This is a genomic window from Sphingomonas caseinilytica, from assembly GCF_023516455.1.
Lineage (GTDB): Bacteria > Pseudomonadota > Alphaproteobacteria > Sphingomonadales > Sphingomonadaceae > Sphingomicrobium > Sphingomicrobium caseinilyticum.
The window spans coordinates 245,366-262,500 of sequence record NZ_JAMGBA010000002.1; the positions used below are offsets into that span (position 1 = coordinate 245,366).

Sequence of the window (17,135 nt, forward strand, 5' to 3'; positions counted from 1 at the left end):
GCGGTCAGCCCTGGCCGGCGAATATGCGCCGTTCCGGTCCCGGTAGTCCGATCCAATAACCAAGCTCGCTGAGGTCGCTGACCCGCCAGACGCATAGGTCCGCGGACTTTCCGGCCTCGATCGACCCGACTTCATGGGCAAGGCCGAGCGCGCGCGCTGCGTTGATCGTCATTCCGGCGATCGCCTCCTCCGGGGTCAGGCCGAACAAGGTGCAAGCCATGTTCATGATGAGCTGTGGGTTTAGAACGGGTGACGTGCCGGGGTTGCAGTCGGTGGCGATGGCGATCGGAACGCCGGCATCGCGCAGCAGCTGGACCGGCGGCTGCTTCTTCTCGTTGAGCGCATAGAAAGCGCCGGGCAGCAGCACCGCCACGGTGCCGGCCGCGGCCATCGCCCTGGCACCGGCTGCGTCCAGATGTTCGAGATGGTCGGCCGAAAGCGCCTTGTAGCGAGCGGCGAGTTCCGCGCCCTTCTGGTTGGTCAATTGTTCGGCATGGAGGCGGACCGGCAGGCCGTTGGCGCGGGCAGCGGTGAATACCCGCTCGACCTCCGCCGGCGTGAAGGCGATGGACTCGCAGAAGGCATCGACGCTGCTGGCGACACCAGCCCTGGCGACCGACGGGATCATCTCCTCGACGATCATTTTCACATAGGCCTCACGGGCCGGTCCTTCCTTGGCCTCGGGCGGAAGCGCGTGGGCAGCGAGCAGGGTGGTGACGATCCGCACCGGCTCGTCGCGGCCGATGGCGCGCGCGGCGTTCAAGAGCCGGACCTCCGACGCCGTGTCGAGGCCGTAGCCCGACTTGATTTCGATGGTCGTCAAGCCGCCCTGCATCAAGGCATGGAGGCGCCGCCGTGCGCTGTCGCGCAATTCGTCGGCGGATGCCGCCTTGGTCGCGGCGACCGTGGACGCAATTCCGCCGCCGGCCTTGGCGATGTCCTCATAGCTTGCACCGGCGCGGCGCATGGCATGTTCGTTGGCGCGCGTCCCGCCGAACACCAGGTGCGTATGGCAATCGACCAGACCCGGAGTGATCCAGGCGCCGCCGCAAGCGACCACTTCCTTGGCGCGGAATCCGGCCAGCTCGGTGCGCTTGCCGACCCGGACGATCTTTCCTTCGTCGATGCCGATCGCGGCGTTGGGGAACAGCCCGAGCGGGTTGCCGGGCTGGGCGACCATCGTCGCCACATGGCAGTCGGTAATGAGGCGATCCCACATGGATAAGTGGAATCGCGGCACGAAGCTGCTAGGTCAAGCGCATGAGCAGCGGTTGGCCCAATCTTTCCGACCTTCTCGTCGACAAGGCAGCGGATGCGCCGGTCGGACTGGTCGGCGCGCCTCTGGACGCGGGCTCGGTCACGCCGGGGCGATGCGATCTTGCGCCGGGGCTGTTGCGCGCGACATTGCGACGGATCGGCCTTTATGATGTCGAGACCGGCCGGGAGCTCTCGACGCGGATCGCCGATCATGGCGACGTTCCCATTGCCGGGCTTTCGATCGAGGAAGCGACGCCGTCGATCGTCGCGGCCTGCAAGGTAAGCGTCGAAAGGCACCGGCTGACCCTGCTTGCTGGCGGCAACAATGCGGTGACCAGGCCGGGCGTCCACGCGCTGGGCTTGCCGCTGGAGAAAGTCGGATTGATCACCCTCGACGCCCATTTCGACATGCGCGACACGAGCGCGGGATTGGGCAATGGCAATCCGGTGCGGGCGCTGAGAGAGGACGGACTGCCGGGCAGGAATATCGCGCAGATCGGCCTGGCGCCGTTCGCCAATTCGGAAGCGATGCATCGCGACGCGATCGAGGGCGGCCACCTGGTCGTGACGATCGGCAAGGTCCATCGCGACGGGATCGTGCAGGCGATATCGACCGCACTCGACCATGTCCGCCATTGCGAAGCGCTGGTCGTCGATTGCGACATCGACGTGATCGACCGCAGCCAGCTTCCCGGGGCGCCGGGTGCGCGGCCGGGCGGCATGGCGGTCGCCGACTTCTTCGCCGCCGCAAGGATACTGGCTGCCGACCCGAAGGTGCGCCTGATCGACCTCACCGAATGGGATCCGCCACTGGATGCCACGGACCTCAGCGCACTGACGGCCGCGCGGTGGGTCGCCGAATGCCTGGCGGGGTTCGAACAACGTTGAATTATTCACGGGCGGCTTGAGCCGACTCTTTGTCCACTGCAGCTTGTGCGGTGCAGCAAGGGGGCGGAAATGGCGTTCGACAGCGGCGATGTGGCCTGGGTCCTGACGGCGACGCTGCTGGTCACGATGATGCTGCTTCCCGGCCTCGCCCTCTTTTACGGCGGACTGGTCCGCGCCAAGAATTTGCTGTCGGTGATGAGCCAGGTCATGGGGGTCGGCGCGGTCGCAATCCTGGTGTGGGTCGGCTGGGCCTATAGCCTCGCCTTTTCGGGCAGCGGTCTGATCGTCGGCGATCTGGCGAAGGCCGGGCTGCGGGGTATCGAAGGCGACACCGCGTGGGCGCTGGCGACCCCCGGCAAGGCAATTCCCGAACTTCTGTTTGCCTGCTTCCAGATGAGCTTTGCAGCAATCACGGTCGCACTGGTCGTTGGTGCGCTGGTGGAGCGCGTCCGCTTTTCGGCCATGCTTCTCTTTACGATCCTGTTCGTCAGCATCGTCTATGCGCCGATCGCCCATATGGTTTGGGCAGCTGACGGCCTCATCCTTCAAACCGGGGCGATCGACTTTGCCGGGGGGACGGTGGTGCACATCAACGCCGGCATCGCGGGTCTCGTCGGTGTTGCTTTCGCCGGTCCGCGCATCGGCTTCCTCAAGGAAGCGATGCCGCCCCACAGCCTCGCTCTGGTCCTGGTCGGGGCCGGGCTTCTCTGGGTCGGCTGGTTCGGGTTCAACGCCGGATCAGCATTGGAAGCGAACAGCCTGGCCGCGATCGCCATGCTCAACACATTTGTCGCACCGGCGGCCGGCATGCTCGGCTGGATGGGGATCGAGCGGTGGCGATCCGGCAAACCGTCATTGCTCGGCGGCGCGTCCGGTGCCGTCACGGGACTGGTCGCCGTCACTCCGGCAGCCGGGATCAGCGGCCCGCTCGGCGCGATCTTGCTTGGCCTGGCAGCAAGCGCAGCCTGTTACAGCTTCATCGCATTGGCCAAGCATCGACTTCGTCTCGACGACAGCTTGGACGTGTTCGGGATCCATGGGCTTGGCGGAATCGTCGGATCGGTTGGCACCGCGATCGTGGCCGTGCCCATGCTCGGCGGGCATGGTGGACCTGACTATTCACTTGGCACGCAACTCGGAAGGCAGGTCGGGGCGGTGCTGCTGGCTATCGGCTGGTCCGCAGCGGGTTCGGCCATCTGCTTTTACCTTACGCGCATTGCCCTTCCATTGCGCCGAGACGCCGACGAAGAACGGGAAGGCCTCGACCTCAGCGAGCATGGAGAGCGCGCCTACAATCCCTGAACGGCACGCCGGTCAAAAGTTGAATTACAATTCAACATTGACTCACGTTAAGTTTGGTTTCACGAAAATTAATGCGTGGGGGCGCGCAGCTGATTCTGGTGGGGCTCCCTTTCGCGTGTGAAGGGGGCACCAAATGACGGGCTGGCGCCGCAAGTACACATGGCTTTTGCTTGCTTCCGCCGCGCTGTCCGCGACGGCGCCGGTTGCTGCGCAGACGATCGCGCCTACCCGCGAAGAGCTGACTCGCATCACCCAGCCGCCGCCCGAGGCCAAGCCGACCCTCAATGTCGTAGGCGGGGTCGAGCGATCCCCCTGCCCGCTCGCCGATCCACGTTTCGCCGATGTCCGGGTGACGATCAACGAGGTCGTGTTCAACGGCCTCAAGGGGGCGACCCCGGAAGAGATGCGCTCGACCTGGGCACCGCTCGCCGGAACCGAGCAGCCGGTCGCGGTGCTCTGCGAAATCCGCGATGCGGCAGCGACGCTGCTGCGGAACAAGGGCTATCTTGCCGCGGTCCAGGTCCCGACGCAGCGCATCGAAAATGGTGTGGTTCGGATGGAGACGCTCTACGCGCGCATCACGACCGTTCGGGCACGCGGCCAGACCGACGGCGCGGAGGCCAAGCTCGCCGCCTATTTGGGTAAGCTGACCGAAGACGAATATTTCGATCGCAACCGGGCGGAGCGCTATCTGCTGCTGGCACGGGACCTTCCTGGCTACAATGTCCAATTGACCTTGAAGCCGGCGGGCACCGGTCCCGGCGAGTTAATCGGCGAGGTCGCCGTGCTGAGCCGGCGCTATTCGCTGGACTTTACGGCCCAGAATCTTGCCGCCCAGGAAACGGGGCGCTGGGGCGGCCAGCTTCGCGGCCAGCTCTATGGCCTTACTGGCCTTGGCGACGTCACTACCCTTGCCTTCTATTCCACGCCCGACTTCAAGGAACAGAAGATCCTTCAACTGGCGCACAGCTTCCGGCCGGGCGCGGAGGGCCTCGTCGTTGACGGCCAGTTCACTTATGCGTGGAGCGAGCCGGACATCGGCGGCAACGACGCAACTCCGGATCTGGAATCGAAAACGCTCTTCTGGACCATCGGAGCGCGCTATCCCTTCCTGCTCACCCAGTCGTCCAGCCTGTGGGGCGGAATCGGGTTCGACTATACCGACCAGAAGGTCGACTTCTTCGGTCCGCTGACCCGCGACAAGATCAGGGTGCTCTGGCTGCGCGGCAACTGGAGCGGCGTCGACCTGACGTCCAGGCGGCCCAAGTGGCGCGGCGACGCCATGATCGAACTGCGCAAGGGCCTCGACATTTTCGGCGCCACCGAAAGCTGCAACGGCATTTGCGCGCCAGGCGAAACGCCGACCACGCGCATCGACGGCAAACCGGAAGCGATGTTGCTGCGCGCCGCGGCCAGTGCCGAGCTTGCGCTGGGCGAGGACTTCGCCTTCGCCGTCAGCCCGAGAGCACAATATGCGTTCGATCCGCTACTCTCCTTCGAAGAGTTCACGGGCGGAAACTATACGGTCGGTCGCGGCTATGACCCGTCGACGATCAGCGGCGACAGCGGCGTCGGTGTACTCGCCGAACTGCGCGGCCCGCGCCTGCGCCCGATCGCCCGGTCCGAACTGACCTTGCAGCCCTATGTGTTCGGCGATGCCGCCTGGGCGTGGAACAAGAATGACGGCGTCGGCGCCGATCGCCTGACATCGGCCGGAGGCGGAGTCCGCGCCGAGCTAAACGATCGCCTGCGGTTCGATACGGCCGTTGCCGTGCCGCTGGAGAAAGCTGGATTCGCCAATCGAAAGGGAGACGTCCGACTGCTGGTCACGCTGACCGGCCGGATCCTCCCGTAGGAGGCAAGGGATGACGCGTAGCCTGTCCGTATCAAGCCGGGTTTCGACCCTTGCGCTGGCCGTCGCGCTGGTCGCCGGTCCCTCGCCTGCTGCGGCACAGAGCTTTGCCGGTACCGGCGCCTTTACCAATCCCGCCCACGGCTCGATCGACAATAGCGTCCTCAACACGACAACGGTGACGGTCAACCAGGACCAGTCGGTCATCAACTGGACGCCCAGCGACAATGGGATCGGCGGCGGCGCGATCAATTTCCAGCCACAGGATACGACCGCGATCTTCCAGAACAATCCTGACCTGGTCGGCGATTTCGCGGTGCTCAACCGGATCAATGTCGCCGACAACAGCCGGGCCGTTGCGCTGAATGGAAATATTCTGGGAATGGTCAATGGCCAGACCGGCGGCGCGATCTATTTTTACAGCCCGTCAGGTTTCGTGGTTGGCGCCACCGCCGTCATCAATGTCGGCTCTCTCGTGCTTTCGGCTTCGCCGATCAGCTACGACGCGGACTCGGGAAGCTTTATCGATACCAACGACGGATCCAAGGTCTCCTTCGGTCTGGCCGACAATCCGAATGCCCAGATCAACACGGTCGCCGGATCGCAGATTCTCGCGCTCAACGAAGGCAGCTACGTCGCGCTCGTCGCGCCCAGGGTCGGGCATAGCGGGACGATCAACGTCAATGGTGGAGCGGCGTTGGTCGGCGCCGAAGCCGCCACCATTACCTTCCGCACCAGCGGCCTGTTCGACATCACGGTCGATGTCGGAACGACCGACGCGAATGGCGTAGGAGTGAATGGCGACATTGGCGGTCCGGAGAGCACCGGCCCCGGGGACAATCACCGCGTCTATATGGTCGCCGTTCCGAAGAATGATGCGCTGACCATGGCGATCGGCGGAGGTTCGAACCTCGGGTTCGATATCGCCGGCGCCGCCGAAGAGATCGACAATGCGGTCGTCCTGTCGGCCGGCCATGACATTGTTTCCGGCGACATCAGTTCAACCCCGTCCGCGGCGAGCGGCGCCGATGCCCACATGAGCATCGCCGAAACCAATTTCACCTCGGCGGTCTATGCGCGCGCCGACGGCATCATGGCGGCCGGAGTGGTCGACCAGGCACTGACCTTTGCATCGGACGCGTCGCTCCGCGGACGCGACATGGCGCGGCTTGACGCAGGCAGCGGCGGTGTCGTCGCCGTTGGCGGCAACTTGACGTTGACCGCCAGCCGGGACGGCCAGGCGGCCGGCGAATCCGTGACGGCCGGTGATGTGGTCTTGCAGGCGTTTGCCGGGGGCCAGTTGACGGTCGCCGGCACAACCCTGCTGCGCGCAGTCGGAACGGGCGGATTCAGTGGCACGGCCGGAACGCCCTCCGGTGACGGGACTGGCGGCGTCATCCTGGTGCAGTCGACAACGGGCGGCGACATGACGCTGAGCGGCGGCCTCGATGCCGATGCGAGCGGCTATGGCGGGTCCTTCTTCGGGGCGATCGACGGCGGCGACGGCTTTGGCGGAACCGTCAACGTCTTCACGTCGGGCGGATCGACGATGGATGTGGCGGAAGCGGCCTATCTCAGGGCCAACGGCCAGGGCGGAATGCCGTCCGACTGCTTCGAGTGCGGCGCCGCCGGCGGTCTCGGCGATGCCGGCACGATCAACGTCCAGGCGCATACCGGGCCCAACAACAGCATGATCTTCGGCGACGTGCTTTACATGTGGGCCGACGGCACCGGCGGCTATGGCGCGACCGGCGGGTGGGGTCTTGGCGGCAACGTCAATTTCTCGTCGAGCAGCAGCAGTGATGTAACGGTCGCAAGCGATGTCGCGATCAACGCCAACGGTACCGGCGCCGATGGTTTCACGGCCGGCGGCACGGGTCGCGGCGGAACCGTTCAGGCGTTCGTCTCGGGCGGCACGATGACGCTCTCGGAGGATCTCACCCAATCGGTCACCGGCTATGGCGGTCACTCGCCCCTCGGCATTGGCGGCAACGGCCGCGGCGGAAGCGGCCAGGCATTCGCCAATAGCGCGGGTACCTTCACCGTCACCGGCTTCGCGCTGATCGATACGTCGGGCTATGGCGGATCCGGCGCGACCGGCGGCAACGGACAGGGCGGCTTGCCCGGGTCCGGCGGCGGTTCCTGGTACAGCGCCAGCACCGGCGGCACATTGCAAATCAACAATGTCGCCTATCTGATTTCCGAAGGTCGTGGTGGCTATTCCGATGTCGGCAATGGCGGCATCGGACAGGGCGGCCATGTAGAAGCCTATGCCAACAATGCGACGCTTGGGTTGGGCAATGACCTATACCTCGACGCGGACGGCGAAGGGGGCACTAGTGGCGGCGCGGGATCGACCACCGGGGCGGGCAATGGCGGCGAAGTTTTCCTTCAGGCGCTTTTGGGCGGGAACGTCACCATCGCCGGAGATCTGTCCGCAACTGCCGAAGGGATCGGCGGGGCGCCGAATTTCGGGACCTACAGCGGCAATGGCACCGGCGGCGACATCAACGTCAATTCGCGTGACGGCAATTCCCTGCTGGACATCACCGGGTCCGCAACCTTGGAAGTCGACGGTTACGCCGGATATTCCAGCGAGTGCAGCTTCGGCTGCAGCGCCGGCGGAATCGGGCAAGGCGGCGATATCTTTATCGGAACGAGCGGGTCGATCAGCACGGGCATCAACCGGCTTGAGATCGGCACGACACTGGAAGCATCGGCCAACGGTTGGGGCGGCGAGAGCGCTATTATCGATCCCGATACCAATACCACCATCAACGGCGGCGATGGCATTGGCGGTCGGATCTTCCTGTTCGCCAATGGCGGCAATTCGGTCAACGTCGGGCAGGAAACCGACCTCATCGCGATCGGGTGGGGCGGATATGACAGTGCCAATCTCGTCGCCGGCAACGGGCAGGGTGGCCAAGTCTTCCTGACGTCCGACAATGCCGCAACCAACGCGCTCAGCTTCGGTTCGGCGGTTCACCTCGATGTAAGCGGTCATGGCGGCGACAGCGGACAGGTCGCAAATGGCGACGGTGGAGACGGAACCGGCGGCACGGCAAGCGTGGCCGTTCGCGGCGGCGCGATGACGGTGGACGGCGAGCTATCCGTCTTTTCCATGGGCTTCGGCGGCAACAGTTTTGGCGGATTGGGCGGTGACGGCACCGGCAACACCGCCAGGATCAATGCGGCGGGCGGCGACCTTACGGTCAATGGCACGGCCTATGCGGATGCTTCCGGCGAAGGCGGGACCGGTACGACGGGTGGCAATGGAACGGGCGGCGGCAACTTCGAACTGAATGTCGGTGGCGCGCACATCTTCGCCAAAAATGGCGACCTGGTCATCAATGGATCGGCCGTTGCCGTTTCAGATGGAACCGGCGGAGACGGCAGCTTCGGTGGGGGCGATGGCGGCGATGGCACCGGCGGCTGGGCATCGCTGCACTCCGCCAATGGCGACATAGTTTCGAGTTCCGTCACCGTTCAGGGCGTGGAATCGTCAGCATTCGTCAGTGCGAGCGGAACAGGCGGCGACGGCGGCGAGGGCCTGACAGGCGGTGGCGGCAGCAGCGGCAGCGTCGGCGGGGATGGCGCGACCGGCGGATCTGGCGGCAATGGCGGAATCGGCTCCGGAGGGCGGGCAGCAATTACCGCCGCTGCCGGCAACGGTACGATGAACGTCGGCATCGCGGTAACCCAGGCGACTGGGACGGGAGGCCTTGGCGGACTCGGCGGCAATGGTGGCGCAGGCGGGATCGGGACCGTTGGCCAAGGCGGAAACGGCGGCACCGGCGGTGCCGGCGGTATTGGCGGAGCGGCCTTCGGCGGCATCATCAATGTAGGAACCGAGAGCGGCTCCGAAGAAGCAGTCGCCATCAACAATGGCGTGGGCAATTATGGCTCCGTTGAAATGGATTCCAGCGCCGAGGGTGGAATGGGCGGCGACGGCGGGTTAGGCGGCGCGGCGGGCGCCGGCACGCCAGTCGGCCTTGCCGGAGCGGCCGGCAATGGCGGCAATGGCGGAGATGCCGAGGGCGGTATCGCGACACTTCTTGTCCGCGGTTCGACGGTCAATATCACATTCGCCGAACTGGTCGCCGATGCGACGGGTGGCGACGGTGGCTTTGGCGCCGTCCGGGGCGCCGGCGGCAATGCGGAATCCGACGAGATCGGCGTGCTGGTCACCAGCCGCAACATCAATGTCGCCCAGGGCGGCACGCTGAACGCCGGAACGATTGTTGGCACTTCCACTTCGCTTGGAGGCGCGGGCGCGGGGCCCGGTGCCAGCATGATGGAAGGCGGCAGCGGTTTCATCGTCGAGAACAGCGTGGCCACGATCGGTTCGCTGGATTTCACCATCACGGCTGACAACCAGATCGCGGACCTGGCGACGGACTCGATCGCGATCGTCAACGGCCAGGTTACAATCACCGGCGCCTTCAGTTTCGTCACGGACGGCGTGGCTTCCATTCTCGCGGATGACGGCACACCGCTCACCACGTCCTTGTCCGCGAATTCCTTCAGCGTCACGGCGGATAATTTCATTCACGATCCGGAGCGTACCGTCGCGGCCGGCTTCGGTACGATCAGCGCGAACACGTTCGCCTTCACTACCAATGGCGACCTGATCATCGATGCGAACCTCGTCTCAGCGTCCGCGATTGACCTGGTCGCGCCGGGCCTCATCGACACGGCAAACATTGTCGCAGCAGATTTCGTCAGCCTCCATGCCGGAGGCAGCGTCGACACGGGCAACATCAATGCCGGTGGCAATATCACTGTCGTCGCCGACACCGGCGGCATCACCGGCGGGTCGATGAACAGCGGCGGCGCGATCCTGCTCGACGGCGCAACCGGCGTTTCGACCGGTGTGGTTGGAAACCTTACCGCAGCGGGCAACATCCAGGTGCTGAGCGGCGGATCGATCGTTACCGGCATCGCCACGTCCAACGGCGGCGCCATATCGATGGACGGCGACGGTTCGGTCAGCGTGAGCAGTGTGACTGCGGCGGGCTCTGCCACCTTGTTGGCGGGAACATCGTTCGACACCGGCAGCATCAATGCCGGCGGACCAGTCACAATCGCGGCTACGGCCGGTTCGATGGATATCGGCAACATGGTCGCGGGCGGCAATGTCAGCCTGACAGCGGGAGATTCGATCCTCGGCGAAGACATCTCAACGCCCGGGTCGATCACCGCTTCTACCGGTACCGGTTTGCTGCGGCTGGAGATCCTCCAAAGTGGCGGTGCGGTCGACCTGACCTCGGGCGGGGACCTCTCCACGCTTAATGTGACGGCCGCCACTTTCATCGACGCCAATGCGGCGCTTTCCATTACCATGGGAACACTCTCGGGCCAGCCGATCACACTCACTGCGGGCGGCGGGATACAGACCGGTGCGATCGATTCATCGCAGTTCGTCCGGCTGACAGCGGGCGGAAACATCCTTACTGGCGCCATCAACGCACTTGGCTTTATCGAGATGGCAACGTCGGGCGGTTCGATCGAGACCGACGATCTCGACAGCGACGAATATATCGACCTGCTGGCGGCCACCGGAATTGACCTCGGATCGGCGGTTTCGGCCGAATATTTCGATATCGAGTCGATCGGCGGCGACATTTCGACTGGAGACGTGACATCGGGCGATGCGATCGAGGTTCGCACCGGCACCGGTAACGTCAATCTCGGAAATCTTTCCGCCGGAATCGTCAACCCGATCGTGGACGGCGAATATCATATCGCCGCCGTCGCAACCGGCGGCTCGGTTACCGTCGCATCGGCTACTTCGCAGACCGACATCGCAATGGCAGCGAGCGGTAACATTATCTCGGGCGATATTGACGCGGGCGGCCGGTTCCTCGGCCTTGCCGGCGGCAACATGACATTCGACGCCTTCACCACGGGCGCGCAAGGGCGCATCCATCTTGGCGACTATTCGATGATCGCGCTTGGCGGCGACCTTAGTTCCGACAATTACGACGTCGAAGCGGTGTTCAATGCCGATCCGGTCCAGACCGGCGGCGCGATCACGTTCAATGGGCCGGTATCGACCAACCTGCTATTGGCGGCCGCGGGCGGCCTGGCGACCATCAACGATTCCATGTCGGCCCAGTTCATCGAGCTTACGTCGAACGATATCGATATCGGTACATCCGGCAGCATCGATGCGCCCGCTGGCGTCATCCTCGTTTCGTCCAATCCAACCCAGACGATCGTCGGCGACGGTGTCGCGGGTCAGGGCTACCTGCTTTCCAATGCCGAATTCGGGCGCATAGATGCCGATACGCTGATGATCGGTGCCGATGCAGCATTGGGTGCGGCGCCATCAATGCTGCTTGGCAAACTTGATGGCCAGGCGGGCAGTTTCGTCTTTGCGACCTATTCCGGCGACGAAGATAGCCCGGTCGGGACGATCCGTGTCGCCGGCCAAGCCTTGTTTACCGGCATGACGGATGCGGACGAGGTATCATTCATCACCCGCACCTTCGAACTGGACGCGGGAACCGCGCTCCTGTCGCTGACCGGGGCCGGAACCGCATTGGCGGGGACTCTCGAACTAGATGCCAACCACATCCATATCGCGAGCGGCGACATCCTCGATCAGCTCGCGCTCGACCCGCAATATGACAGATATCAGGACGACCTGAATGCGCCAGCCGATGTTGAACGGCCGGACGGCGTGATCCGTGCCGGAGTCATCAATATCGAAATCGGCAATGCCGGGACCGAACCGCTGTACACGCTGTTTGTCCAGAATACGGGCACCAGCGAAACGCCGGCGGGTTTCGTCGCGACCGACCAGATCCTGTTCGGGGAGGATGATGAATTCACCCTTCCTCCCAGATCGCTGGATGTCGTGATCAACGGACAGATCGTAACGCCGACCGGCACCTTGACCGGCATCGACGTGCGGGATGCATTGGTCGAATCTCAAGGCGGGGACCTGACGCCCTTTACCGAAAACAGCACGGTCAACGGCTGCCTGTTGGTCGGTGACTGTGCGCCGCCACCGCCACCGCCACCGCCCGGTGGGCCGAATTTCCAGCCGAGCCCGGGCATCCAGCAGGAAATCGTCCTGGCCAAGGACAACATTCTCCCGCCACCCGAGTTCGGGAACGAAGACTTCATCGACGATAATGATGAAGAGACCGACGAAGGGTCGAGGAGCCCGATCGAACCGCCGAGCCCATTGTTCGACACCAGCGAACTTGGTGAGGAAGCGGCGGCAAGCGATCCTGAAGTCGGAACGTCGATGCGGTCCAACTCCGGACTTACGGAGCCTGGCGATGTTGATGACCCGGTCTCCGGCAGCGGGAATCCGGGTCTGATGGAAAAACCGGCGGGTCCCCCGTCGAACGAGGAGAAGGAGCAATGACCCGCTCTCTCCGGATACTGATGCTGGCAAGCGCCGCAATCGCGCAGGCCGGTGCGGCCGAGACGCCCCTGTCGATCAAGCCGAGCTTCCGGCTGGGCGACGCGGGCGTCCTTTGTACGGCACAGGTCCGACCCACGGATACACGGCTGACCGGCATTTTCGACCGTGCCTATTTGCTCACCTGCCGCGACGCGGCGGGACCGATCGGCAGTGCGATCGCCGTTCGGCGGGCGCTAGACACGGCACGTGAGCCGAGCGCGGTGTCTGCGGTTACGACGACCTGCGGGGTCGAAGAAAGCGCGAACATCGATAGGGTCGGTACGGTCCGCGCCATTCACTGTCGCGACGAGGCGGCGGGCATCGATTACCGGCGCTATTCAGTCCAGCAGGGCGATACCAGCTACTTGGTAGAGGGTCTTGCCGGATATGACCCGGCATTGAAGCTGGCGCTGGCGTCGCTGGTCACCGACCGGGCGCAAAGCGGGGCTGTACAGGTCGCAACGACCGAGGTCAGCGATCCCGCGGCCTTTGCGCGCGTGCAGGCCGGCGCGCTCGACCCGGCGGGTGTGCGTTCCGAAGCCTATATCCGCAACAATGCCGGCCGCTTCGCCGAAAGCGCGGAATTCTTCGAAAGTCTTGTCGGCCGTTCGGCAAGCGAACCCGCTTCGCTGGCGGAAGCGTTGGTGAACCAGGGGCTTCAGCAATCGAACCTCGGGAATTTCGCCGGGGCTGAACGACTGCTCGCTCGCGCCGAGGCCGCCAGCCCGCAAGGCGACGGCGTAATGCAGCGGCTAATCCGCAACTATCGTGCGATCAATCAGCTCAACCAGCACCATTGGAACGAAGCGGTCGCGGCCTTGGCCGTGACCGTCCCGCCCGTGGCCGAGGTCGAGGACGCCGACCGCATCCGCGAAGGACTGATCACGCCGCCGTTAAGTCTCGCCATCAATCGCGACAGTGCAAGCGGCCAGGAAGTCGCCGACGTCGGCAATCAACTGACGCCGGCCGAACGAGGGGCGATACTCGACGCGCAGGCGATGGAGCTGCGCGGCATTGCGTTACGCCAGCAAGGGCAACTGGCGGATTCCGAAGCACAGCTGACCGAGGCCCAAGCCAAGATACTTAGGGTCCGTGACGGCAGGGTACATTCGGCTAATTGGCTGATCAGCGAGATTCAAGTTGAACGTGCTTTGGTAGCCGAGGCGCGCGGCGACCGTTCGAGTGCAATTGGCGCATTCGATGCGGCTATTGCCGCCCTTGCCGAAGTCTTCCCGGAAAGCCCTGCCCTCTTGTCGGCAAAGGCGCGCAAGGCGGGATATCTGGTTCGTTCCGGCGATTCGGCAGGCGGCCGCGCGCTGTTCGACGAAGTTGTCGCCGGCGGTGCCAGCATCGCCGACAGCGGAACCGTGCTTCGCAATCTGCTTGGCCCTTATTTCGACCTGCTGGCGCGTGACGGATCGTCAGAAGCCGCCGCGTCAATGTTCCGGGCGTCGCAGCTGCTTCAGCGGCCCGGCGTTGCGCAGACACAGGCGATCCTCGCGCGGCAATATTCGGCTGGCAACGACGAAGGCAGCGCGCTCTTCCGACTGGCTCTGGCGCGAACTCGCGAGATTGTTCGGCAGGATTCCGAGATCAGGCGGCTGGAGGCTTTACCGGAACGGACCGCCGGTGACGAGCTGGCGCTCACTACTGGTAAATCCAGTCTCGAGGCGCTGCGGGCCGAGCAAGTCAAGCTGCAGGCACAGCTCAACGATTATCCGCGTTACAAGGTCCTGTCGTCGCAAACTGTCGAGCTTGCGGAAATGCAGGCCGCGCTTCGAAGCGGCGAAGGCTATTACAAGCTGATGGTCGTCGGCGACGAACTCTATGCCCTGATGGCCAGCCAGCAAGCCGCCCGTGCCTTGAAATTAGGAACGACCGCCAGTGCGATTGCTTCCAACGTTACGGCATTGCGGAACAGCATCGTCCGGATCGAAAACGGCGAAGCAGTCACCGAGCCCTTCGAAGTCGAGCGAGCGCGGGGCCTATATGTCACCCTGTTCGGTCCGGTCGATTCGGAAGTCCGGGCGCTGAAGCACCTTGTATTCGAACCGGACGGGCCGATGCTGCAACTGCCGCCGTCTCTTCTTCCGGCAACTCAGGCAGGCGTCGACGCTTACAAGGCGCGGGCCGCCAAGAGCGATGCCGACGCGTTCGATTTCACCGGCGTCGACTGGCTTGGCCGCGGCCGCGAAGTGTCCATCTCGGTGAGCCCCAGAAGCTTTCTCGATATGCGCAGCATTGCGCCGAGCCGGGCACGGCAGGCCTATCTCGGGCTGGGAGAGAATGCCGTCGCCTTCACGCGCCCGGTGGCCGCCGTGGCGGACGAATGCGACTGGCCGATCGCCATGTGGCAGATCCCCATTCCGGCCGACGAGCTACGCGTGGCGGAAGCCCGCTTCGGGGATGCGCAAAGCGATCTCATCACCGGTGCGGCCTTCAATGATAGCGCATTGCTCGGCAGCGGCGAGCAACTCGACCAATATCGGGTGCTGCACTTCGCAACGCACGGCCTGGTAACGTCACCGCGACCCGACTGTCCGCCGCGACCGGCGCTCGTCACCAGCTTCGCGCCCAATGGCTCGGACGGCCTTTTAAGCTTCCGCGAGATCTTCGACTTGAAGCTCGACGCGGATGTGGTCATCCTGTCAGCGTGCGATACTGCCGGATCGGCGACGGCTGCCGTCAGCCGCGAAGCAGGCATCGCCACCGGCGGCAATTATGCGCTCGACGGACTGGTACGCGCATTTGTCGGTGCAGGTGCCAGGTCGGTGGTTGCCAGCCACTGGCCGGTTCCGGAGCAATATGATGCCACCAAGCGCCTGATCGGCGGGATGGTCGACGCGCAGCCCGGACAGGCCCTCGCCGATGCGCTGGAGAAATCGCAGGTCCGGTTGATGGACGATCCCAAAACCTCTCACCCATTCTATTGGGCGGCGTTCATCATCCTCGGCGACGGCGCAAAGCCGCTCATCCCGACGACCGCCGTGGCGTCCGCCGGGGTCAAGCCAGCCGCGAAGTAATGGAAAGGCAGGGCCGCCTAAGCGGCGACCTTGCCCGCGAATTCCTCGGCATTCGCCCGTAGCGCGCCGAGGCGTCTGCCGAACTGGTCGAAGCCATGTCCCACGCTGTCGATCTCGTCGGCTACCTGTTCGGTATTCTCGCGAATGGCAGTGATCGTGTTCGACATGGCATCGGCGGTCAGCGCCGTTTCATCGACCGCGGACGCGATGGAAGCGACAGTCTGCGCTTCCGCCCTGATCACGTTCAGGATCCGCTTGGCGGATTCCTGAGCATCCAAGGTCGTCGCCTGGATCGCCGCGCTGGTTTCCACCGTTGAACGGGTCGCAAGCTGTATTGCCGATATCTTCGCCGCGATCTCGTCCGTCGCGGTTGCGGTCTGCCGGGACAGGGTCTTCACCTCCTGCGCGACAACGGCAAATCCGCGGCCGGCATCCCCGGCGCGCGCCGCCTCGATCGTCGCATTGAGCGCAAGCAAATTGGTTTGGCCCGCGATCTTGCGGATGATGTCCAGGATGGATTCGATGGATCGGGCGTGGGATTCCAGCACTTCGGAAATGCCCACCGCGTCCGCCGCTTGCGATGCTGCCGTCGTTGCGACCCGGGCGGATGTTTCGACTTCGGAACGCACCTCATCGATCGCGCGAGTCAGTCCAGCGGCGGCATGGGCCGCGCCCTGCATCGCGGTCGCCGACTGGTCAGCGGCGGTGGCCACTTCAGCGATCTTGGCAAGAACCTGCCGCGTGGATTTGGCACTGCGCAGGGCGCGGTCGCGAAGGGCAGCGCCCTCCTCGCTCGCTTCCTCCACGGTCAGTCCGACACCCCGCTGGAACTCTTCGGAAAGCCGGTCGCGCTCCTGCCGCGCGTGCCGGTCGAGATATTCGGTATAGATACTGCTGACGATGTCGCATTCGATCGAGAACATCCGGATGAAGACATCATTGAGCCGCTGGCGCTCTTCCTTCGAACATTCATGTCGCCGCGACATGATCCCAAGCGTCGTGGCGGCATAGGCCGACCCGATCGAGATGATTCCGGTTAGCGGAATTCCGGCCGCGAAGGCTGAAAGAACCACCTTCTCGGCCGACCTGACCCAATCGATGTCATCGAACCGGGTAAACTTGATCTGGAGATCGTTCGCCATCTCGTTGACGGCGCCCGCGCGCTGCTGCGCGCTGGGCGGAGGCGCTCCCTTCTGGAGTGCTGACCATTTTTCAAACTGCAGCTCGCCGATGCCGACCGCGTCGTCGGAAATGATGTCCCACATCTTTCGGGCGACCAGAACATCATCGGCGGTGAAGCCGAAATATTCCAGCCGCGAGCCTAGATCCAGATTGTCGCTGACCATCGCATCGTCGGATTCACTACCGCTCGAAGAAATCATGTGCACCAATC

The 17,135-nt window shown here is 64.3% G+C and carries 7 protein-coding genes; 5 read left to right on the forward strand and 2 right to left on the reverse strand.

Features of this window, described 5'->3' with window-relative positions:
- Positions 1-4: 4 nt before the first annotated feature.
- Complete coding sequence (hutI, locus tag LZ496_RS07810; RefSeq protein ID WP_249904084.1) at positions 5-1,219, reverse strand: imidazolonepropionase; 1,215 nt, start codon at positions 1,217-1,219, stop codon at positions 5-7.
- Between the two features lie 41 nt (positions 1,220-1,260).
- On the opposite strand from hutI, the gene LZ496_RS07815 reads away from it, so the two are divergent.
- From LZ496_RS07815 to LZ496_RS07840, 5 genes are all read left to right on the forward strand, one after another.
- Positions 1,261-2,145: an arginase family protein gene (locus LZ496_RS07815; protein WP_249904085.1), complete on the forward strand. Its 885-nt coding sequence runs from the start codon at positions 1,261-1,263 to the stop codon at positions 2,143-2,145.
- Between the two features lie 69 nt (positions 2,146-2,214).
- The gene (locus LZ496_RS07820; protein WP_249904086.1) at positions 2,215-3,447 is read left to right on the forward strand and encodes an ammonium transporter; all 1,233 of its coding nucleotides are present in this window, start codon (positions 2,215-2,217) and stop codon (positions 3,445-3,447) included.
- A gap of 133 nt (positions 3,448-3,580) precedes the next feature.
- On the forward strand, positions 3,581-5,302 hold the full coding sequence (locus tag LZ496_RS07825) for a ShlB/FhaC/HecB family hemolysin secretion/activation protein (protein ID WP_249904087.1): 1,722 nt from the start codon (positions 3,581-3,583) through the stop codon (positions 5,300-5,302).
- Positions 5,303-5,312: 10 nt separating this feature from the next.
- A complete protein-coding gene (locus LZ496_RS13925; protein ID WP_283937982.1) occupies positions 5,313-12,680 on the forward strand; it encodes a hypothetical protein in 7,368 nt (2,455 codons plus the stop codon).
- Entirely contained in the window at positions 12,677-15,742 is a 3,066-nt protein-coding gene (locus tag LZ496_RS07840; RefSeq protein ID WP_249904088.1) for a CHAT domain-containing protein, read from the forward strand. Before LZ496_RS13925 ends, LZ496_RS07840 begins: the two co-directional genes overlap by 4 nt.
- Before the next feature lie 17 nt (positions 15,743-15,759).
- Here LZ496_RS07840 and LZ496_RS13930 read toward each other — a convergent pair whose 3' ends face one another.
- Positions 15,760-17,124 (reverse strand): methyl-accepting chemotaxis protein, encoded by a 1,365-nt coding sequence (locus LZ496_RS13930; protein ID WP_283938027.1) that lies wholly within the window; start codon positions 17,122-17,124, stop codon positions 15,760-15,762.
- Positions 17,125-17,135: the final 11 nt, after the last annotated feature.

Excerpts from the sequence above, each read along its gene's own strand:
- hutI (WP_249904084.1), bottom strand. The coding sequence starts at position 1,219 with ATGTGGGATCGCCTCATTACCGACTGCCATGTGGCGACGATGGTCGCC.
- LZ496_RS07815 (WP_249904085.1), top strand. The coding sequence starts at position 1,261 with ATGAGCAGCGGTTGGCCCAATCTTTCCGACCTTCTCGTCGACAAGGCA.
- LZ496_RS07820 (WP_249904086.1), top strand. The coding sequence starts at position 2,215 with ATGGCGTTCGACAGCGGCGATGTGGCCTGGGTCCTGACGGCGACGCTG.
- LZ496_RS07825 (WP_249904087.1), top strand. The coding sequence starts at position 3,581 with ATGACGGGCTGGCGCCGCAAGTACACATGGCTTTTGCTTGCTTCCGCC.
- LZ496_RS13925 (WP_283937982.1), top strand. The coding sequence starts at position 5,313 with ATGACGCGTAGCCTGTCCGTATCAAGCCGGGTTTCGACCCTTGCGCTG.
- LZ496_RS07840 (WP_249904088.1), top strand. The coding sequence starts at position 12,677 with ATGACCCGCTCTCTCCGGATACTGATGCTGGCAAGCGCCGCAATCGCG.
- LZ496_RS13930 (WP_283938027.1), bottom strand. The coding sequence starts at position 17,124 with ATGATTTCTTCGAGCGGTAGTGAATCCGACGATGCGATGGTCAGCGAC.